At 64.1% G+C, this 20,447-nt stretch carries 15 protein-coding genes and 1 tRNA gene; 11 read left to right on the top strand and 5 right to left on the bottom strand.

Features of this window, described 5'->3' with window-relative positions; all coding sequences use genetic code 11:
- Positions 1 to 16: 16 nt before the first annotated feature.
- Positions 17 to 1,183: an acetyl-CoA acetyltransferase gene (locus AB843_RS07095; protein WP_048646092.1), complete on the bottom strand. Its 1,167-nt coding sequence runs from the start codon at positions 1,181 to 1,183 to the stop codon at positions 17 to 19.
- Positions 1,184 to 1,490: 307 nt separating this feature from the next.
- Between AB843_RS07095 and AB843_RS07090 the strand changes: the two genes are divergently transcribed.
- Entirely contained in the window at positions 1,491 to 3,020 is a 1,530-nt protein-coding gene (locus AB843_RS07090) for a bifunctional helix-turn-helix transcriptional regulator/alpha/beta hydrolase (protein ID WP_048646091.1), read from the top strand.
- 35 nt (positions 3,021 to 3,055) lie between these two features.
- Here the strand turns inward: AB843_RS07090 and AB843_RS07085 are convergent, their stop codons facing one another.
- Together AB843_RS07085 and AB843_RS07080 are read right to left on the bottom strand one after the other, a co-directional pair.
- Positions 3,056 to 4,378, bottom strand: coding sequence for a porin family protein (locus AB843_RS07085; protein ID WP_048646090.1), 1,323 nt, complete (start codon positions 4,376 to 4,378; stop codon positions 3,056 to 3,058).
- 19 nt (positions 4,379 to 4,397) lie between these two features.
- Positions 4,398 to 5,273 (bottom strand): transferrin-binding protein-like solute binding protein, encoded by an 876-nt coding sequence (locus AB843_RS07080; RefSeq protein ID WP_157384447.1) that lies wholly within the window; start codon positions 5,271 to 5,273, stop codon positions 4,398 to 4,400.
- Positions 5,274 to 5,518: 245 nt separating this feature from the next.
- Between AB843_RS07080 and betI the strand changes: the two genes are divergently transcribed.
- The 4 genes from betI (at position 5,519) to AB843_RS07060 (ending at position 9,374) form a co-directional block, all read left to right on the top strand.
- Positions 5,519 to 6,106 (top strand): transcriptional regulator BetI, encoded by a 588-nt coding sequence (gene betI, locus AB843_RS07075; protein ID WP_048646088.1) that lies wholly within the window; start codon positions 5,519 to 5,521, stop codon positions 6,104 to 6,106.
- The gene (betA, locus tag AB843_RS07070) at positions 6,099 to 7,751 is read left to right on the top strand and encodes a choline dehydrogenase (protein ID WP_048646087.1); all 1,653 of its coding nucleotides are present in this window, start codon (positions 6,099 to 6,101) and stop codon (positions 7,749 to 7,751) included. The genes betI and betA overlap by 8 nt, the downstream gene beginning before the upstream one ends.
- A 25-nt stretch (positions 7,752 to 7,776) precedes the next feature.
- Positions 7,777 to 9,240: a betaine-aldehyde dehydrogenase gene (gene betB / locus AB843_RS07065; RefSeq protein WP_048646086.1), complete on the top strand. Its 1,464-nt coding sequence runs from the start codon at positions 7,777 to 7,779 to the stop codon at positions 9,238 to 9,240.
- Positions 9,241 to 9,297: 57 nt separating this feature from the next.
- Positions 9,298 to 9,374: transfer RNA gene (locus tag AB843_RS07060), tRNA-Pro, on the top strand.
- A gap of 70 nt (positions 9,375 to 9,444) precedes the next feature.
- Here the strand turns inward: AB843_RS07060 and AB843_RS07055 are convergent.
- A complete protein-coding gene (locus AB843_RS07055) occupies positions 9,445 to 10,194 on the bottom strand; it encodes a GGDEF domain-containing protein (RefSeq protein WP_048646085.1) in 750 nt (249 codons plus the stop codon).
- 372 nt (positions 10,195 to 10,566) lie between these two features.
- Between AB843_RS07055 and AB843_RS07050 the strand changes: the two genes are divergently transcribed.
- The 6 genes from AB843_RS07050 to AB843_RS07025 all read left to right on the top strand — a co-directional run bounded on the left by AB843_RS07050 (position 10,567) and on the right by AB843_RS07025 (position 19,637).
- Complete coding sequence (locus AB843_RS07050) at positions 10,567 to 11,643, top strand: GGDEF domain-containing protein (RefSeq protein ID WP_048646084.1); 1,077 nt, start codon at positions 10,567 to 10,569, stop codon at positions 11,641 to 11,643.
- A gap of 385 nt (positions 11,644 to 12,028) precedes the next feature.
- The gene (locus AB843_RS07045) at positions 12,029 to 12,913 is read left to right on the top strand and encodes an endonuclease III domain-containing protein (RefSeq protein WP_206412812.1); all 885 of its coding nucleotides are present in this window, start codon (positions 12,029 to 12,031) and stop codon (positions 12,911 to 12,913) included.
- A gap of 21 nt (positions 12,914 to 12,934) precedes the next feature.
- Positions 12,935 to 13,792 carry an ImuA family protein gene (locus AB843_RS07040; protein ID WP_048646083.1) on the top strand — a complete coding sequence of 286 codons (858 nt, stop codon included), beginning with the start codon at positions 12,935 to 12,937 and terminating at the stop codon, positions 13,790 to 13,792.
- A complete protein-coding gene (locus AB843_RS07035) occupies positions 13,674 to 15,269 on the top strand; it encodes a Y-family DNA polymerase (RefSeq protein ID WP_244467917.1) in 1,596 nt (531 codons plus the stop codon). Before AB843_RS07040 ends, AB843_RS07035 begins: the two co-directional genes overlap by 119 nt.
- The gene (locus AB843_RS07030; RefSeq protein WP_048646082.1) at positions 15,266 to 18,508 is read left to right on the top strand and encodes an error-prone DNA polymerase; all 3,243 of its coding nucleotides are present in this window, start codon (positions 15,266 to 15,268) and stop codon (positions 18,506 to 18,508) included. Before AB843_RS07035 ends, AB843_RS07030 begins: the two co-directional genes overlap by 4 nt.
- A gap of 199 nt (positions 18,509 to 18,707) precedes the next feature.
- The gene (locus AB843_RS07025) at positions 18,708 to 19,637 is read left to right on the top strand and encodes a carbohydrate kinase family protein (protein ID WP_048646081.1); all 930 of its coding nucleotides are present in this window, start codon (positions 18,708 to 18,710) and stop codon (positions 19,635 to 19,637) included.
- On the opposite strand, the gene cysQ is transcribed toward AB843_RS07025, so the two are convergent.
- Positions 19,626 to 20,438, bottom strand: a complete 813-nt coding sequence (gene cysQ / locus AB843_RS07020; RefSeq protein ID WP_048646080.1) for a 3'(2'),5'-bisphosphate nucleotidase CysQ — start codon at positions 20,436 to 20,438, stop codon at positions 19,626 to 19,628. The genes AB843_RS07025 and cysQ overlap by 12 nt on opposite strands.
- Between the last annotated feature and the right edge of the window lie 9 nt (positions 20,439 to 20,447).

Raw genomic sequence — 20,447 nt, 5'->3', positions numbered from 1 at the left:
CGCTGGCAGGACGGCGCTACTTGATACGCTCGAGGATCGACACGTAATTGGCGACGGCTGCGCCGCCCATGTTGAAGATGCCGCCGAGCTTGGCGCCCGGCACCTGGATGCCGCCGGCCTCGCCCATCAGCTGCATCGCCGTCAGCGCATGCATGGAAACGCCCGTCGCGCCGATCGGATGCCCCTTGGCCTTCAGGCCACCGGAAGGATTGACCGGCAGACGCCCGGTTTTCTCCGTCTGCCCCTCAAGAGCGATCTTGCCGCCCTCGCCGCGCTTGGCCAACCCCATCGCCTCATACTCGATCAATTCGGCAATGGTGAAACAGTCATGCGTCTCGACAAAGGAGAGATCGTCGAGCGTTACCCCGGCCCGTTTGAGCGCCCGCGACCAGGCCAGCTCGCATCCATCGAACAGGAGGATGTCACGCTTCGACATGGGCAGGAAATCCTGCACATGCTCATTGGCGCGAAAGGCGACGGCACGGCGCATCGAAAGCGCGGTTTCCGTGTCGGCGAGCACGATGGCGGCCGCGCCATCGGAGACCAGCGAGCAGTCGGTGCGTTTCAACGGTCCGGCAACGAACGGGTTGCGCTCGCTCTCCTGCCGGCAGAAGTCGAAACCCAGATCCTTGCGCATCTGCGCATAGGGGTTGTCGACGCCGTTCTTGTGATTCTTGGCCGCCAGCGTCGCCAATGCGTCGGACTGGTCGCCATGGCGCTGGAAATAGGCATCGGCGATCTTGCCGAACACGCCGGCAAAGCCGCCCGGAATGTCGCCGTCCTCAGGCAAATAAGACGCTTTCAACAGGTTCCTGCCGATTTCAGGGCCAGGCGTCGTGGTCATTTGCTCAGCGCCGACCACCAGGACGATGCGCGCCGCCCTGGCAGCGATCGCACGGTTGCCCTGACGAACCGCCGCCGATCCGGTGGCGCATGCGTTTTCGACGCGCGTGGCGGGCTTGAAGCGCAGCCGGTTATCGGCCTGCAGCACCAGGCTGGCGGTGAAATCCTGCGCCGAGAAACCGGCGTTGAAGTGGCCAAGGACAATTTCGTCCACATCGTCGGGGCCGATGCCCGCATGATCCAGCGCCTCGCGCGCAACCTTGACAATCAACCCTTCCAGCGTCTCGTCGGTCAGCTTGCCGAAATTCGAATGGGCCCAGCCCACGATGCATGCGGTCATCTTCTCTCTCCCGGCACAAGTGACAGCGCACCCTGGCGCATCGGCTGGGGCACATTGAATGAAATCAGGATAGGGTGGAATGCCATATTGTTCAATGGTGAACAAGAATGCCCGACGCATTTGAAGGCCCCTGCACCGCCGCCCTCATTCACTCTTTCGACAAGACAGTGTAGGGGTGGTGCGGAGATATGGGGTTGACTGTCGACAAGAGCCTACACCCACCAGTGGGCGCGCATTTGCGGCGCATCGATCGGTTTTGTGAAACAGCCGGCGGCTACGGACCGGCGATGGGGGCATGCAGCCTGTAATGAACACCGAATCGGACAGTACAGCATTGCACGACGAGGCCCTGTCGTCGGCCATGGACGAGACGGCGAGAGCCCTGCCCGGCGAAACCCTGCAGGCCATCGCCCGGTCGGGTCTGTCCGCCACGACAGGCAGCCATGTCGTGTTCGAATGCGAAATGCGCGGCGGAGCGCCCGTGCCATTGAAACGCTCCGACAGCGAAAGCGCGCTCTGGCGGGAAATCGCCAGCGCGCTCCGCTCCGGCACACCCATCGGCACGGGACTTGTTCTCGAGCGCCATCTCGCACTCGTAGCAGAAATGGGCACCGAGCATCCGGCCCGCGTTCTGGCCATGCCGGACAAACAGATTCTCAACAAGCTGCAAGCCATTGCGCCGGGCGGGCAGATCAGCGCATCGGAGTTGCGTCTGCTCAAGCACCTCATCTGCGGCGCCACCCTCTCCGAGGCGGCAAGCCGGGATGGCGTCAGCCACGAGACGAAACGCAGCCAGTTCAAATCTCTATCCCGCAAACTTGGTGTGCGCTCGCAGAACGAATTGGCGAACAAGGTCCTGATGCACATTCTGCTTGCGCCGGACATGGTGGAAAACGGTACGGCGGTGGAGCCCAGCGATTACTTCATCGATCTGACGAGCGAGTTCATGCCCTTCGCCCGCACCTTGCAGCTCTGGTCGAAAAGCGGGACGAAGCACCGGTTTGTCGATCTCGGCCCGGTCTCGGGCCGGCCGGCGGCGCTCGTCCATTCCTATATCATCGCCGATATCAGGCCGGACGACATCGCGTTTCTGCACAAGCACGGCGTGCGCCTCATCGTGCCGCTGCGCAATGGCGCCATGGCCAGGGGCGCTACCAGCCTCGATGTTGCCGCGCATCTCGACCATGCCTGCGAGGGCATCGACTTGGTGCGCACGCACTTCTGCGGCGAGCGGATCGATCTGTTTCTGGACAGGAGCGGTTGCATCTACGGCATCGAATATGGCCGGAGGTGGCCGGAGCGCGTCGCATCGGCCGCTTTCGTCGGCGCCTGTGTGCGGCCAATCAACGACACGAGCAAGACCGGCCGCCTGCGCGCCGCGATGTTTTCGCAGGCGCTCAAGAACTGGAAGCTCTTTTCGCTGATGATGAATTTGTACACGAGCCGCATGCGCCGGCCCGATGTCCTACGCAAATTCCTCGACGAGATGTATCAGATCAACAGTGCCGATCTCGCAATATTGAAGGTGGAATATTCGTCGTCCCATGGCGGGGAGCGCGGGCGCAAGTTCCTCACCAGTTCGGCAGAATCGGTAAAGCACGACTTCTACCACCAGGCCAGGCCGCGCTGGGAACAACATTCCAAAGGCGCATTTCCGGCCGCTTTCCTCCATGGCGATCAGGATTTCATACACCCGATCGAGGAAGTTCGTGCATTGGCGAAATCCTTCGGCGGCGTTCCCCTGCACACGATTCCTGGTGCCGGCCAGCTGATCTACCACCAGCATTTCGCCCCGCTGGTCGCTGCCTATGCCGGTTTTCTTGCGCAGCGTGCATGAAGGACGGATCGTTCTGCCCTCATGCAGGCGATCTTTCAGTATCGTTTTGTGATCATCAGACCGACACCGTGGCGCGACCGCTCGAACAATTCAACATTCGAGGCGGTGTGGTGATATTCGTAGTTGATGCGCGGAACGAAGCCCTGAAAGGACAGGCCACGCAATGTGGCTCCCACGCCGAGCGTATAGCGCTCGTCGCGCCGTGGCGTGCCGGTCAGGGGAAACTGGCCTTGATAAGCGCGATGTTCGTAGGACGCGCTGGCGTGCAGGATGAGGTTTGCGTTCACCAGATAGTCCGCCGAAACGCCCGGCTGCACACTGTCGTACGAAGTGAAGCCACTCGTAGTGTGTACCCTGCCGGCTGACACACTCAGCGATGCGGCGAGCCGGGGCGAGAAGATATGCCGGTAGCCAAGAAGAATATCGGCTTCCCAGCCATCGTAGGCCGACACGGTATCGTAGCGGCGTTGCATCCATGACAGGCGCGCGTCGAGCGTGCCTTTCGTGCCCATGTGCCGGCGCGCGGTGACATAGGGACCGTAGCCGGTGCCGTAACCGCGCCAGCCGCTGAGATTTCGCTCGCCGGCAAGGCCCGCTCCCACGTGCCAACCGCCGATATCCCGCGACAGTTCGGACGTGCCGCGCAGCGTCAGCCGGTCGAAGCGCGATTCGGTGTAGCTCGCGCCGGACAGGGAGCCGCCCAGCGTCAGCGCCCATTGCGGGCCGAGATCGAAGCGATAGCTCCCCGAAAACCCGTAGGACAGGCCGACGCCGCTCTTTGCGGCGTTCGCATTCGTGAAAGGGATGCCTGCAATATGGACAGTCTCGCTCGATGTACCGTCATTGATGTTCGTGCTCGGGGCGAAGCCGACGAAGCCACCCAGCGTCCAGGGCCGACGATTGCGGATGGCGACAAGGAAGCGGTCGTAGACCGCGTGCAACCGCGCGCTTTCGACGGTGCTCTTCAGGAACTCGAAATGATAGCGCGCGCGATCGTCGTCGCGCATCAGGAACAGCGAATGCGCCAGTTCCTGCCGCACCCTGCCCTGAGCGGGATCGGCATCGAGCAGGTCGGACAATCGGCGCGCCGCCTCGGCGAAGCGTCTCTCGCGCTTGTGTATGAGCGCTTCCAGAAAAGCGAGATTGTTCCGCTTTACCGTCTCGCTGCCGGCGATCCTTGCGGCAAAGCCGCGCGCCTCGTCGTAGCGCCCCTCGCCCATAAGCGACAGCAGCGTCTCGTAGGAGGATTGCGCGAAGGCGGCCGGCACCGGACTGGCAAAGGCAACTGCGAGCAAGGCGGGCAGGAGAAGGCGGAAGCGTTGCCGCTTCCGCCTTCGCTTCAGTGGAAGGTCGATCATGACCGGGCGGAAGACATTATCACTGCTTGTCCGCGCGGTATGCGCCAAGCAGTCTGTTGTCGTCCCGCTCGGCAAAGATCGCCCCCGCCGTCTCGGCAGCTTCAGCGCCGTAGAAGCCCCCTTCCACCGATCCCGTGGCCGAAGCACCGCCCATGGTGACGGTATCTCCCGCGTAGGACGCCTTGTCGTTGCTCATCTCGGCTGCGAAAGCGATGTCGCCGCCGCCGAAGTCGGAATCGTCCTCGTATTTGAGATTGCCGATCGTTCCTTCGACGCTGCCGTCACCGAAATTGGCGGTAATCGCAACGTCGCCGATCACACTTCCAGCGCTGGCCGGCCCATCCGTCGCAACGCCAACCAGGCGGCCTTCATAGGAAAGTTCGTCATTCGCGCCGGGCAGGCTGTGGGCCTTGTGCGCCGGGTTGCTGCCATAGAGCGCATAAAGCTGCACCGTATCGCCTTCTTCCGGGTCGTCCCAATCGCCCTTTTCGATGGAAACGTAGCCAGCGAAGGCAGCCTTGTCTTCCTCGAAGAGCGCCGTCAGATTGCCTGCGTCCTCGCCGGACTCAAGGCTGGCAGCAACTGCATCCCCTTCGACAACGCCGTCGGAATCGTCGCTCATCTCGAACAGGATTTTGCGGCCATCGAGGCCGCCACCCGTGAAAGCCATCTCGACGGTGTCCGACTTGACATCGATTTTGGCCGAGGTTGTCTCGGGATTTGCGGACAGGCCGATGCCATCCTCCGTCACCGCCGCGGTGGCCACGAGACCTCCAGCCGTGGTCTTGAAGCCGCCGCCATTGCTGCTACCGCCGCTCGAGCACCCTGCCAGGGCAAGTGCCGCGGCGCAGGCGCACAGCGACGCCCCCAACCGACGTTCCGTTATGCGAAGCATTCTTTATCCTCTCAGAGATTATCCAGATTCAGAGCCTGCGAGCCGGTGTCCCCGGGGATGGCGGGCCCGTGCGGCATGCGTTGAATTCATCCACTCGCAGCGCTGACAAACAATCACCCATTTGGGTGAAAGCCCGCCATCAGGCTTGATTTCCTCCAAACAGTTTCGGCGAAGACGCATTTGGTGAAGTGTCGAAAATTCGATTTTTCTTGATTGACTGATCAATCAATAATAAATCCTCCTCCATGCCCAAGATCGGAATGGAACCCATACGCCGCCGTGCATTGATCGACGCGGCCATCAGCGCCGTCGGTGAGCGCGGCGCGCTCGATGTGACGATGTCCGACATTGCCGGGCGCGCCGGCGTCTCGGCGGCGCTTGCCCACCATTACTTCGGCGGCAAGGACGATCTCCTGTTCGCCACCATGCGCCACATCCTGGCCGAGCTGGGTGCGCAAGTGCGCCCGGCGATTGCTCCGCTCGCCGGGGTCGACCGGGTCCGCGCGCTGATCCGTGTCAACCTTTCGCAGGAGCAGTTCCGGCCCGAGATCATAGCGGCCTGGCTTGCGTTCTATGTCGAGGCGCGGCGCAATGCGGCCCTTGGCCGCCTGTTCCGCATCTATGTGCGGCGGCTTCACAGCGATCTTCTAAGCGGCCTTGCCCAGTTCGACAGGCCGGACGCCATCCGCACCGCGCAGGGGATCGCCGCGCTCATCGACGGGCTTTATCTGCGCCGCGCGCTCGGCGAAGGTGTCGCAGATTCAGCGGCAGCGATCGCGCTGGTCGAAGACCATCTCGATATGGCGCTGGCGCGGAGCACGCATCGTGCTTGAAGCCGATTTCATCATCATCGGCTCCGGTTCGGCCGGAGCCGCACTTGCCTATCGCCTGTCCGAGGATGGCCAGCACTCGGTCATCGTCATCGAATATGGCGGCAGCGATATCGGCCCCTTCATCCAGATGCCGGCCGCCCTCTCCTTTCCCATGAACATGGCCCGCTACGACTGGGGCTTCGAGAGCCAGCCCGAGCCGCATCTGGGCGGCCGCGTGCTCGCCACGCCGCGCGGCAAGGTGGTCGGCGGGTCCTCATCGATCAACGGCATGGTCTATGTGCGCGGCCATGCACGCGACTTTGATTACTGGGCCGAACAGGGCGCGGCCGGCTGGGGCTTTGCCGATGTGCTGCCCTATTTCAAGCGCATGGAGAATGCACCGGAGGGCGAGGCTGGGTGGCGCGGCTTGAACGGGCCCCTGCACGTGCGCCGTGGCCCACGGGACAACCCGCTGTTTGCGGCCTTCGTCGAGGCAGGCCGCCAGGCCGGTTTCGAGCCGACGGACGACTATAATGGCGGCAAGCAGGAAGGGTTCGGCGCGCTCGAACAGACCATCCATAAGGGCCGCCGGTGGTCGACGGCCAATGCCTATCTGAAGCCCGCCTTGAAACGCCCGAACGTGAATCTGATCAACGGCTTCGCGCAGCGTATTGTCATCGAGAATCAACGCGCCATCGGCGTGGAGATCGAGAGACGCGGGCAGATTCAACGGGTCAGGGCGCGGCGTGAAGTCGTCATCGCCGCCTCGGCGGTCAATTCACCGAAACTGCTGATGCTGTCGGGCATCGGCCCGGCGGCGCATTTGCGGCAGAACGGCATCGAGGTGGTCGCCGACCGGCCGGGCGTCGGCGGCAATCTGCAGGACCATCTCGAACTCTACATCCAGCAGGAATCGCTGAAACCCGTCACGCTCTATTCGAAGCTCAACCTCGTTTCGAAAGCCTTGATCGGCGCCGAATGGCTGTTCTTCAAATCGGGCCTTGGAACATCGAACCATTTCGAGGCAGGCGCCTTCCTGCGCTCGCGCGCCGGCGTCGACTATCCCGATATCCAGTATCATTTCCTGCCCGTCGCCATCCGCTATGACGGCAAGGCGGCAGCCAGGAGCCATGGCTTCCAGGCGCATGTGGGGCCGATGCGTTCGAAGTCGCGCGGCACGGTGCGGCTGGCCTCTCCGGATGCCTGGGAGAAGCCGGAAATCCGCTTCAACTACATGTCGCATCCCGACGACTGGAGCGACTTCCGCCACTGCATCCGCCTCACCCGCGAGATCTTTTCCCAAGCAGCCTTCAGCCCGTATCGTGGCCGCGAGATCGCCCCTGGCGAAGATGTGCAATCGGACGCGGAACTTGACGATTTCATCCGCCAGCATGCCGAAAGCGCCTATCACCCCTGCGGCACCTGCCGCATGGGCGCCAGGGACGACCGCTCAAGCGTGGTTGACGAAAAGTGCCGGGTGATCGGCGTCGATGGTCTTCGGGTCGCCGATTCCTCCATCTTCCCACGCATCACCAACGGCAATCTCAACGCGCCGTCGATCATGGTCGGCGAGAAGGCGGCGGACCATTTGCTGGACAAGACGCCGCTCGAGCCGTCAAATCAGGAACCCTGGATCAACCCGCGCTGGCGGGACTCGGATCGCTAGGGTCAGGGCAGTCACCGGAGCAAGCATGCGCGCGCAGCCAAAAGCATCGCACTACATCAACGGCCGCTATGTGGAAGACGAGCAAGGCGCGGTTATCGACGTCCTTTATCCGGCCACGGGAGAGACCATCGCCCGCGTGCATTCGGCCACCGAGAACATCGTTGAACTGGCCATGGAAGCGGCGCGTTCCGCGCAGCCCGCCTGGGCGAGGCTCAAGCCGGTGGAGCGCGGGCGGATCCTACGCCGCGCGGCGGAACTTGTCCTGGCGCGCAATGACGATCTTGCCAGGCTCGAGACCTTGAACACGGGCAAGGCGTTGCAGGAAACGCTGGTGGCCGACGCGCCGTCGGCCGCCGAGGCGCTGGAGTTTTTCGGTGGCGCCGTTGCCTCCTTCACCGGGGAACAGGTCGATCTCGGCCAGTCCTTCGGCTATACCCGCCGCGAGCCGCTCGGCGTCTGCGTCGGCATCGGCGCGTGGAATTATCCGATCCAGATCGCCGGCTGGAAGGCGGCGCCGGCGCTCGCCATGGGCAACGCCATGGTGTTCAAGCCGTCGGAACTGACGCCGCTTACCGCCCTGGCGCTCGCCGAAATCTTCACCGAGGCCGGCCTGCCCGACGGGCTCTTCAATGTCGTCCAGGGGCTAGGGAATGTTGGCGCGACCCTCGTCACCCATCCGGCAACGGCCAAAGTGTCGCTCACCGGGTCCGTCGAGACCGGCAGGAAGGTTCAGGCTCTCGCCGGCGGCAAGATGAAACACGCGACGATGGAACTGGGCGGCAAGTCGCCGCTGATCGTCTTCGACGACGCCGATGTCAAAAACGCCGTTGGGGGCGCGCTTCTTGCCAATTTCTATTCGACCGGTCAGATCTGCTCGAACGGCACGCGTGTCTTCGTGCAGAAGGGCATTTACGAGCACTTCCTCGACGATCTGACCCGGCGCACCAAGGCAATCCGCCTCGGCGACCCGCTCGACCCGGAGACGCATCTCGGCCCGCTGATCAGCCGGGCGCAACGCGACAAGGTGATGGGCTACATCGCCATTGGCCAGGAGGAAGGCGCAACCCTTCACCTGGGCGGCGGCACGCCGAAGCTCCAGGGGTTCGAAGGCGGCTACTACGTGGAGCCGACCATCTTCACCGAAGTGGGCGATCACATGCGCATTGCGCGCGAGGAGATTTTCGGGCCGGTGATGAGCGTCCTGACATTCGAGGAGGAGGATGAGGTGATCGCACGCGCCAATGACACCGAATTCGGCCTCGCCGCCGGCGTCTTCACGCGCGACCTTGCGCGCGCGCACCGCGTCATCGCTGCACTGGACGCCGGCACGTGTTGGATCAACGCCTATAATCTGACTCCGGTCGAATTGCCCTTCGGCGGTTTCAAGCAATCCGGCATCGGCCGCGAGAACGCCCGCGCGGCACTGGCGCACTATTCGCAACTCAAATCCGTTTATGTGGAGATGGGCGACGTCGAAAGCCCCTATTGATGACGGTTTCATCTTGCGGAGAACCGATGTGACCGCTATAAGCCCGCGGTCTGGTCACGGAGTGTAGCGCAGCCTGGTAGCGCACCTCGTTCGGGACGAGGGGGTCGCAGGTTCGAATCCTGCCACTCCGACCAGTTTTTCTTGTGTATTTTCCTGGAGCTTGAACCGGTTTCTTCAACCGGTACGCTGACGCTCCGCTTGCCCTCAGGCAACGACCTCATGGGGCTGAATGTGCGCGACCTGGTCGCGGCCAGCCTTCTTGGCCTTGTAGAGAAGGGAATCGGCTTCCTTCAGCAGATCATCCAGCGATTGGTGCGGACGATGCATCGACAGGCCGATGCTGACGGTGGTGGTGATTCCACCTTGGTCCGAACCGCGTGCGACAAGGCGGCAGTTCAACCAGATGCGCTCGGAAACGCGACGGGCCGCCGGCAGATCTGCGCCCGGCATGAAGATGGCGAATTCCTCGCCGCCGACACGCGCGGCAATGTCTTCATCGCGCACGCTGGCGCGAATGGCCTCGGCGACCAGCACCAGGATGCGGTCGCCCTCGGCATGGCCGAATTGATCGTTGATGCGTTTGAAATGGTCGACATCGACGAAAAGGACGGCGCCGGCGGACGACATCGCACCATTGATCTGATCCTGCGCCGCCTGCATGAAGTCGCGACGGTTGCGCAGACCGGTCAGAAAATCGGTGGTTGCCGCCTTGTCCAGTTCGACCGCCAGACGCGCAACCATCGCCGTCTTGCTCAGGAAAACATAACTGATCGGATAGGCGATCGCGACGGTGATGATCGCCGTCAAGATGAGATCGAGCGTCAAACGGTCGGAAAAGAAGATCGAATAGAAGAAAAGTGTCAGAAGATCGGCACCGATCGTGGCAGAAAGGGTAACGATCAGGGCCTGCAGCCAGATGCCAAGCGTGTAGAATCGATCAAACAACGTTCGCATTCTGCCCACCGCATCGTCTTTCGCACAGGTTCAATACTGCCGTTGCGTAAAGATGCGGTTACCACCGGTGCTTATACCAAGGGAGACAACTATTGACCGATCTGACCGGAGGTATCGCGTGTCGTGGCAAGGCGCGGCTCGTGCGCCGCGATGCCTTTGCATCGTAAGCGCGGCGCAACGCCGCCACGGCGCACGAGAGCCTGTCCCATCAGATCGGTCAATAGTTGTCTCCCTTGGTATTAGGCAGGTTTCCTTGTCTTTTGCCGCCTCTATCGGCCATACTGTATGGAGGGAACCAATATTGGTTTGGCGATTTAGTGTCATTGAGACCACTGTAGTGTCTGCACCGGCGCGATTCGGGGAGTTGGCTTGATGAGCATGATTGCCGTGGCGTCCCATTTCCTGACGGGTCTGGGCATAGCTGCCATTGCGGCCCTGCTTTACGGAGGTCTGCTGCAGCGGCCGGCTTCGGCGGCGCAGAAAAGAATCCTGATGGCGACGCTTTTTTCCGCCGCCAGTGTCGCCCCCATGTTTCTGTCGGCTACAGCGGCAGCGGGCCTGCCCTTCGGGGTTGGAAACGTGTTCGTCGTGCTGGCCATGGCCTATGGCGGCTGGTGGACAGCGATCTCCACCATTCTCGTGGCGGCGGCCGGCCGCTTCTGGCTCGGCGATGCGAGCGGCCTTCTCGGCGTCGTTCTGTGCGCAATCATCGGCTTTGTCTTTGCCCGTGTCGCCAAAGGCCGGGCAATCTCGCTCGGCATGCTGGTTGTCGCCGGCCTGCTGTCCACCGTGGCGCTGATGGTCATCCTCCTTCTGCCCCTGCAGACCACGCTGAACGCCGCCCGCGCCGTCATGCTGCCGGCAACGCTTGCCGTGGCTGTCTGCACGGTGCTGGTCGGGCAGATGCTTGAGGTGCAGCGAACCCGGTTTCGAACCCGCGAAACCCGCGCCTCGGAGGCGGCGACCGACCCGCTGACGGGTCTTCTGAACCGGCGGGTTTTCGACAAGCTGGGGCCGGAACTGGCCGAAGCGATGAATTGGGCCGGCCAGCCCTATTCGATGGCGGTCATCGACATCGACGCCTTCGACAGCCTTCTCGACAGCCATGGACGCACGGTCGGCGAACAGGCGCTGCGCCACGTCGCGGCGGTCGTCCAGGCCAATGTCAGGCAGACGGACATGGTGGCGAGCTTCGGCGGGCAGGCCATTGCGCTTGTTCTTCCTGCCTATGACGCGGAGCGGGCGTTCGGCCTTGCCGAGCGCGTGCAGCGGGCGGTGGCCGAGGCACCGTTCTCGATCGATGGCACCACCCTGCCCTTGACGGTCAGCGTCGGTCTCCACACACCCTTGCCGCGCAAGGAAGGGTTCTGGACGGCGCTCGGGCAGGCCGACACCGCTCTCAACCAGGCGCGGGCAGCGGGCCGCAACCGGGTGGAAGTGGCCATCTGAAGATACCCCGTCACTATACTGGCAGGATTTCCGCCAGGCCCTGTGTAACCGGCCCTGCGTAAATCGCAGGCATGGTGCTTTTCGTTTGGCCAGTGGCCCTGGCCCCGGCATCGAACCGAATCATCCCGTGAGAACGCAAGCCTTTGAATATAATACCTTAAAGCAGGAACTCGCCGTCTGGCACGATTGATGCTTCGTATCGTTCGGGTCCAGAGGGGACTCTTTGCAAAGCGTCGGCAGAACGCTGCAAAAGGCCGCCAGCAGATTTCGCCACCTTGAAAAAGGCGAGCGAAATCTGTCTGGCGGCCTTTGCATTTGGCGGGATGGATGGATTCGCATCGCGCAAAACGATTGATTTGTTCCCTTTTTGTTCCTATCATGGGGCATGCAATACACCCTGCCCCTTGCGTCGTTCAACCGGCTTGCGCGCCTGCACCAGCGCTTGCTGGGAGCGTTTGGCCCGCCGCCGGCCTGTCATCGCCTTGATCCGGTGAGCCAGATGATCCTGGCGATCCTCAGCGCCAGGACGCGCAGCGACATCGCCCTGGGTGTCTTTAGCCTGCTGGTGCAGCATTTCGAAGTGGTGAAGCACCATGGCCGCTGGACAGGATTGGCCAATGCCTCGTTCCATGAGATCGACCCGCTGCTTGACGACATCACCCATGCGGAGCGCAAGGCCGTCGCCCTACCCAGGGCCTTGCAGGAAATCCTCGGCCTGCGCGGTGAACTGACGCTCGATTTCCTAAAACCCTGGCCGGTCGAGCCGGCGCTTGCCTGGCTTGAGCGTCTGTATGGCGTCGGCCCCAAGACCAGCACCGCCACGCTCAATCTCAGCACGCTGCAAAAACGCATCCTTGTCGTCGACACGGCCCATTGGCGTGCGGCCCGTTGCCTCGGCCTGCTGCCCGCCCGGACCGGGCTGGAGCGTGCGGTGCGGCTGCTCAACCGGCAGGCGCCGGACGCCTGGGGCGCGGCCGACATGGAAGATCATCACGTGCTGATGCAACAGCTCGGCAGACAGTTTTGCGCCAAAGGTCCTTCCGCGTCGTGCCCGTTTCAGGCCGTTTGCGCCCAGGCCGGAGCCGGCACGTCGCCAGAGCAAAAAGAACGGCGCCTTGAAGATTGGCTGACTGCCTCGCCGCGCGCGCAAGCATTGCCATTAAATCTGAATAAAAACAGTGAAAACAGACGATCGGAGAAAATTCCCGATATCCATGACTATGGCATGGCAGGCGCGCGCCCGTTATCCGCGCCCGCCCTTCCGTCATGATGTGCGGACCGGGTTTGCGTTATGAGTCACGCCTTTGACATCGAAATTCTGCGGCGGCGCATTGCCGCCCAGGAGCGCCTGACACCGATCAAGCGGCCGGCGGTCGCTCTCGGGCCGGCAGCGCTCGATGCGGCCCTGCCCGAGCATGGGCTGGCAACGGGTGCGCTGCACGAGCTGGTGCCGGCGACCCATGGTGATTTCGCCGCCGGCATCGGCTTCGGCTTTTGCCTTCTGGCGCGCATCGCCCGCAGCCGGCCGGGCCAGATTCTCTGGGCTGCCCCGGCGCATCTGGGGTTTCGCGAGGGCGGACTTTATCCGCTCGGGCTGGCCGCCCTCGGCTTCGATCCGGACCGGCTGATCCAGATCGCGGCGCGCAAGTCGATCGACATCCTGTGGGCGCTGGAGGAAGGGCTGGCGCATGCGCCTCTGGCCGCCGTGGTCGGCGTCCTGCCGGAAAATGCGCATGACTATGATTTTTCCGCCAGCCGGCGGCTTGCCATGCGCGCGGCCAGGCAAGGCGTCACCGCGTTCATCTTCCGCGGCAGGGAAAATCCGGGCATGTCGACGGCGGCCGAAACGCGCTGGTCGGTGGCCTCCCTGCCCAGCCTGCCCGCACCAGTCCCGGCAATGGGGGCAAGGCCTGGACTGGGTTTTGGATTGGGAGCGCCGCGCTGGCAGGTCAAGCTCACCAAATGCAAGAAAGGAACGCCCGGCGGCTGGCTCAGCAACCAGCCCGATGGATGGGATGTCGAATGGGATCATGAAACGCTTTCTTTCCGTCTTCCTGCCCCGCTGGCCGATCGAGCGCCGGCATGGGCGCATGGCGCTGACAACCGCCCTGATGACCGCCCTGGCACCTCATGGGCAGAAGCTTCGTGAAGATGAAGCCCTGGTGCTTGTCACCACCTCGGACAGCGGCCAGCACATCACCGCGCTCAACCGGGCGGCCGAGCAGCTCGGTTTCCTGCCCGGCATGGCGCTGGCCGATGCGCGCGCCATCCACCCGACCCTGAAAGTGGGCCATGCGGATCTTGCCGGCGATCATCGGTCGCTCGTCCGACTGGCGCTGTGGTGCCAGTGCTATTCCCCCTTCACCCGCGTCGACGCGCCCGATGGGGTGAGCCTCGACATCACCGGCTGTGCCCATCTGTTCGGTGGTGAAGCCGGCCTCCTCGATATGCTGGCCGAAAGGCTTGGCGGCTTCGGCCTGACGGCGCGACTGGCTATTGCACCGACCATCGGTGCTGCCTGGGGTCTGGCGCGCCATGCGGCCAGTCCACGCCTGGCCGTTGCCCGCCAGGATTTGCGCGCCTGCCTGGCGCCGCTGCCCATTGCCGCCCTTTGCCTGGATGCGACCACCCTCTCGGCGCTCGAAAAGCTTGGCCTGAAGCGCATCGGTGATCTTCTGGACAAGCCGCGTGCGCCGCTTGCCGCCCGCTTCGGCCCCTTTGTCCTGCGCCGGCTGGACGAGGCGCTTGGCCATGAGGAAGCAAGTTTCGGCCCGCTCAGCCCGCCGGTGCTGCATTCCGCCACATGCCGTTTCGCCGAGCCCATCGTCACCCGCGAGGCGATCGAGGTCGCCATCGACCGGCTGACGCGCGACCTGGCAATCGACCTCGAACACGCGGCCAAGGGCGCGCGGCGCGTGGAGTTGCGCCTGTTCCGTGTCGATGGCTGGTTCGAGGCGCTGCCGCTTGCCACCAGCACCGCCACGCGCGATCCCCGCCATCTCGCCCGCCTGCTTGGCGAGCGGCTCGACCGTATCGAGGACCATGCCGGCTTCGGCTTCGAGGCGGCCAGTTTGAGCGCCTTGCAGGTGGAGGAACTGGCCGGGCGACAACAGGATCTGGGCGATGAAGCGCTGGCCGGTGCGCGCGGCGACATCGCGCCCCTGCTCGACCGCCTGGTCAATCGTTTCGGTGCGCGCCATGTGACACGGCCCCAGCCTTATGCGAGCTACATTCCCGAGCGGGCCGCCCGCGCCGCCTCCGTCCTCAAATCGATGAGAAGCCACGATTGGCGCGCCCATGCACGCGTCGTTCAGGATGGCGCTCCATTCGCCCGGCCGCTGTTTCTGTTTGCCGTTCCGGAACCCGTCACCACGCTTGCCGAAGTGCCGGACGGCCCGCCGACGCGCTTCGAATGGCGGCGCGTGGCGCATCGCGTGGCGCGCGCCGAGGGGCCGGAGCGCATCGCACCCGAATGGTGGCTGGCGCCCGCCGGGGCGAGCCGCAAGACGCGCGACTATTATCGCATCGAGGATGAGGCGGGTCGCCGTTTCTGGCTGTTTCGCGATGGGCTCTACGAGCGCGGCGAAGACGTGCCGCGCTGGTTCATCCATGGTGTGTTCGCATGAGCGACGCTCCCCCCTTCGCCGAGCTCGGCGTCACCAGCAATTTCAGCTTCCTGCGCGGCGGCTCGCATCCGCAGGAGCTGGTCGCCATGGCCGCCCAGCTTGGCCATGCGGCGATCGGCATTGCCGACCGCAACTCGCTGGCCGGCGTGGTGCGGGCGCATGTGGAGGCGAAGGAGCAGAAGATTCGCCTTGTCGTCGGCGCCCGGCTGGTGCTGATGGACGGTTTCGAGGCGCTGTGCTTCCCCACCGACAAATCCGCCTATGGCCGCCTCACACGGATGTTGACCATCGGCAACCGGCGCGCGCCGAAAGGCGAATGTCATTTGCATTTCGACGACCTGGCGCTCCTGCAAGGCGGGCAGCGTCTCATCGCCATGCCGCCTTATGATTTCGGCGCGGATTTCGAAGATGGCCTGCGCCGGCTCGCCGCCCTCTTTCCCGGATCGGTCTTCCTGGCGCTCACGCCCTATCGCCGCGCCAATGATGGTCTGCGCCAGCGTCGGCTTCATGCGCTTTCCATCGCCTGCGGCACGCCGCTTATCGCCACCAACGACGTGCTCTACCACACGCCGGCGCGCCGTCCCCTGCAGGATCTCATCACCTGCATCCGCGCCCACTGCACCATCGACGAAGCGGGCTTTCGCCTGGAGCGCAATGCCGAACGGCACCTGAAGCCCCCGGCGGAGATGGCCCGCCTGCTGCGCGGCCATGAGGATGCCGTGGCGCGCTCGGCCGCGGTGATGGACGACTGCCATTTCTCGCTCGATGAATTGTCCTACGAATATCCCGAGGAATCCGCCGGTGAAAGCGCCACGCCGCAGGAGGAGCTGGACCGCCTCACCTGGCTTGGCGCGCGAGAGCGCTTCGGCGCGGCGCTCAGCGACAAGATCAAAGGCATGATCGCCCATGAATTGCAGCTTATCGCTTCGTTGAACTACGCCGCCTATTTCCTCACCGTGCACGACATCGTGCGCTTCGCCCGCGCGCAGAAGCCGCCCATCCTCTGCCAGGGGCGCGGTTCGGCAGCCAATTCCGTCGTCTGCTATTGCCTCGGCGTCACCTCGGTCAACCCGGCCGAGATCGACCTCCTGTTCGAGCGCTTCATTTCCGCCGAGCGCGGCGAGCCGCCGGACATCGACGTCGATTTCGAGCATGAGCGGCGCGAAGAGGTGATGCAGTACATCTACGGCAAATACGGCCGCCACCGCGCCGGGCTTGCCGCCACCGTCATCTCCTACCGCACGCGCAGCGCCGTGCGCGAGGCCGGCAAGGCAATGGGCCTGTCGCCGGACATCGTCGCCGCCATGACCGGCCTCGTCTGGGGCCATTCGGAAAAGACGCCGGCAGGCGCGCAACTCCGCGAAGCCGGTCTCGACCCGACGGATCCGCGCCTGCGCCAGACCCTGCTTCTGGTGAAGCAGCTGATCGGCTTTCCCCGCCACCTGTCGCAGCATGTGGGCGGTTTCGTCATGACGCGCGGGCCGCTCGACGAGATGGTGCCCATCGTCAATGCCGCCATGGACGACCGCACCATGGTGGAATGGGACAAGGACGACCTCGACACGCTGAAAATCCTCAAAGTGGATGTCCTGTCGCTCGGCATGCTCACCTGTCTGCGCAAGAGCTTCGACCTGTTGCGCGATCATTATGGCGAACACCGCACGCTCGCCACCGTGCCGCGCGACGATCGCCCCACCTATCGGATGATCCAGAAGGCCGACACGATCGGCGTCTTCCAGATCGAAAGCCGGGCGCAGATGTCGATGCTGCCGCGGCTGCGCCCGAATAATTTCTATGACCTGGTCATCGAGATCGCCATCGTTCGCCCCGGGCCGATCCAGGGCGACATGGTGCATCCCTACCTGCGCCGCCGCGACGGGAAGGAAGATGTCGATTATCCGTCGGAGGCACTGCGCGCCGTTCTGGAGAAAACCTATGGCGTTCCCCTGTTCCAGGAGCAGGCGATGAAGATCGCCATCGTCGGCGCCGGCTTTTCGCCGGCCAAGGCCGACAAGCTGCGCCGCGCCATGGCCACCTTCCGCCGCACCGGCACGATCGACAATTTTCGCCAGGATTTCATCCAGGGCATGCTCGCCAACAATTATGCCAGGGATTTCGCCGAGCGTTGTTTCAAGCAGATCGAGGGCTTTAGCGACTACGGTTTCCCCGAGAGCCATTCGGCGAGCTTCGCGCTGCTCGCCTATGCCTCGTCCTGGCTGAAATGCCATTATCCGGACGTCTTCGCCTGCGCATTGCTCAATTCGCAGCCCATGGGCTTTTATTCCGCCGCCTCCATCGTGCGCGACTTCCGCGATCATGGCGGCGAGACACGCGCCGTCGACGTCAATCACAGCTTCTGGGATCACGTGCTGGAGCCGGCGGACACATCGGGCACGATACGCCATGCGCTGCGGCTCGGCCTGCGCCAGGTGGATGGCATCCGCGAGGAGGCGGCATTGAAAATCCTCGCCGCGCGCGGCCAGGGTTTCGGCAGCGTGCGCGACCTCTATTTCCGCGCCGGCATCGACATGTTCTCGTTGCGCCGGCTGGCCGAGGCCGACGCCTTCCGCTCCATCGGCCTCGACCGGCGCGCCGCCCTGTGGGAAGTGCGCGGCCTCAGCGGGCACCAGGGCACACGTTCGGCCGCCGAGGATTTGCCGCTGTTTTCCGAGGCAAAGCGGGCGGCTTCTCCTCCCCTGCAGGCAGAACCGGCGGTCGATCTGCCGGCCCTCCTGCCCGGCGAGCATGTGGTCGAGGATTACGGCACGCTCAGCCTGTCGCTGAAGGCGCACCCAGTCTCCTTTCTGCGCGAGCATCTGGTGCAACGGCGCATCCAGCAGACCAGAACGCTGGTCGACACGCCCGCCGGCCGCTTCGTCCGTGTCGCCGGCCTCGTGCTCGTCCGCCAGCGGCCGGGCACGGCGAGCGGCGTCATCTTCATGACGCTGGAGGACGAGACGGGCATTGCCAACGCCATCGTCTGGCCGCGCGTCTTCGAAAAACACCGCCGCGTCGTGTTCGGCGCGCGCATGGTCGCCGTGGAGGGCGTTCTGCAGAAGGAACGCGAGGTGATTCATGTGATCGCCCGCCGGCTGATCGATCTTTCACCCGAGCTGATGGACGCCATGACCGCCCCCGACGCGCAGGCGAAAGCCGAGGCGCAGGCGACAACGACACAGAGCCTGTGGCGTCACCCGCGCGATGTGCGCGTCTTGCCGAAGGGGCGGAATTTTCACTGATGTTTCTGGTCGTCGCGATTGGTCGATGCCCCTCTCCCCGTTGCCAACCCGACCACATCCCTCTACTGCCTACAGCATCGGCCCGAAAATCGGAATCGATTTTCGGAAAGAACGATGTGTAGATTCAAAGAGTTAGAGCGTCCTTTGTGCGTCCGAATGGACGCACGGCGCTCTAACCGAAGAAACGGGAGGACAATGCATGATCCTTTGCTGCGGCGAGGCCCTGATCGACATGCTGCCGCGCCGGTCTGTAGAAGGCGAAGCCGCCTTCGCGCCGCATGCCGGCGGCTCCGTCTTCAACAGCGCCATCGCCATCGGCCGGCTGGGCGTCGGCTGCGGTTTCTTCTCCGGCCTGTCGGGTGATCTTTTCGGCAAGATGCTGCGCAGCAAGCTGGAGGAAAGCCATGTTGATCTGTCCCTGGCGCGCTTCTCCAACCGCCCCACCACGCTTGCCTTCGTAACGCTCACCGACGGCCACGCGGAATACAGTTTCTACGACGAAAACACCGCCGGCCGCATGATCGAGCCAGCCGACCTTCCAGCCCTTGGCGCGGATGTGGAGGCGCTGCTTTTCGGCGGCATCAGCCTGGTGTCGGAGCCTTGTGGCTCGGCTTACGAGGCGCTGATGGCGCGCGAAAGCAAAAGCCGCGTGACGATGCTCGACCCGAACATTCGCCCGGCCTTCATTTCCCACACGGCAAACCACAGGGCGCGCATGCAGCGCATGACCGCACTGGCCGACATCGTGAAAATCTCCGCCGACGATCTTGCCTGGTTCGGCGAAGATGGCGATGCCGACGCGATTGCCCGGCGCTGGCTGGCGCGCGGTCCCAGCCTCGTCATCCTGACGGACGGCGGTAAGGGCGCAACCGCCTATACGAAGCAAGACAAGGTGTTCGTGGCCGCCAACCCCGTGACGGTGGTCGATACGGTGGGAGCGGGCGACACGTTCAATGGCGCGCTTCTGGCCGCGCTCAGCGAGAACGGACTTTTGCGCAAGGAGCGGATCGCCGCGCTCACCGAGGAACAGATTGTCGAAGCCATCGCCTTCGCTTCGCGCGCTGCCGCGATCACCGTATCGCGCGCCGGCGCCAATCCGCCCTGGCGGGACGAACTGTCAGATGTCTAAGGCGTGCGCGCCTTCAGCGATGAAAGACGGGCTGACGAACGCCTCTAGTCCCCGGCCCTGTTTCGGACCATAGGTCAGCGGTGCGCCATCGAGCGTCCGCGCCATACCGCCTGCCGCGCGCAACACGGCGTCGCCCGCCGCCGTGTCCCACTGCATGGTGCGGCCGTAACGCGGATAGAGATCGGCATCGCCGCGGGCGATCATGCAGAATTTCAGCGACGAGCCGATCGACAACGTCTCGGCTCCCGGGTGGCCGGCGATGAAGGCGCGCGTCTCGTCGGTGCAATGCGAGCGGCTGGCGAGGATGGCCGGCGGCGTGCGCATGATGCGCGCGTGGATCTGACGCCGCGAGACGGCGCGCCCCTTGTCGACCGTCACCTCGAAGGCTGTGCCTGGCCGCGCGGCATAGAGAAGGTCACGCGCCGGCGCATAGACCACGCCCAGCGCTGGATCGCCGGCGCGGATCAGCGCGATGTTGACGGTGAAGTCCGGCCGCCGCTCGATGAACTCGCGCGTGCCGTCGAGCGGATCGACGAGCAGGAAATTGCCATCGCCGCAGGCCGGAATGACGCCGCCGGAGGCTTCCTCCTCGGAAACGCAGGGCGTGCCCAGACCGGCAGCCGCAAACCCGTCGAGAATCACGCGCTCCGCGGCCCGGTCGGCTGCCGTCACCGGCGAGGAGTCGGCCTTGGTCTCGACCTCGAAACCGGCCGCATAATGATCCATGATCGCGCGGCCGGCGGCAAGCGCCAGCTCCTCGAACAGCGCCAGAAGCGCCGCGTCATCCTTCACCATGCCCATGAGACGCAA

It is taken from the genome of Nitratireductor soli (assembly GCF_001050155.1).
Taxonomy (GTDB): Bacteria; Pseudomonadota; Alphaproteobacteria; order Rhizobiales; family Rhizobiaceae; genus Nitratireductor; species Nitratireductor soli.
Note: the sequence above shows the minus strand (reverse complement) of the source record. Positions and strands in the feature narration are given on the sequence as shown.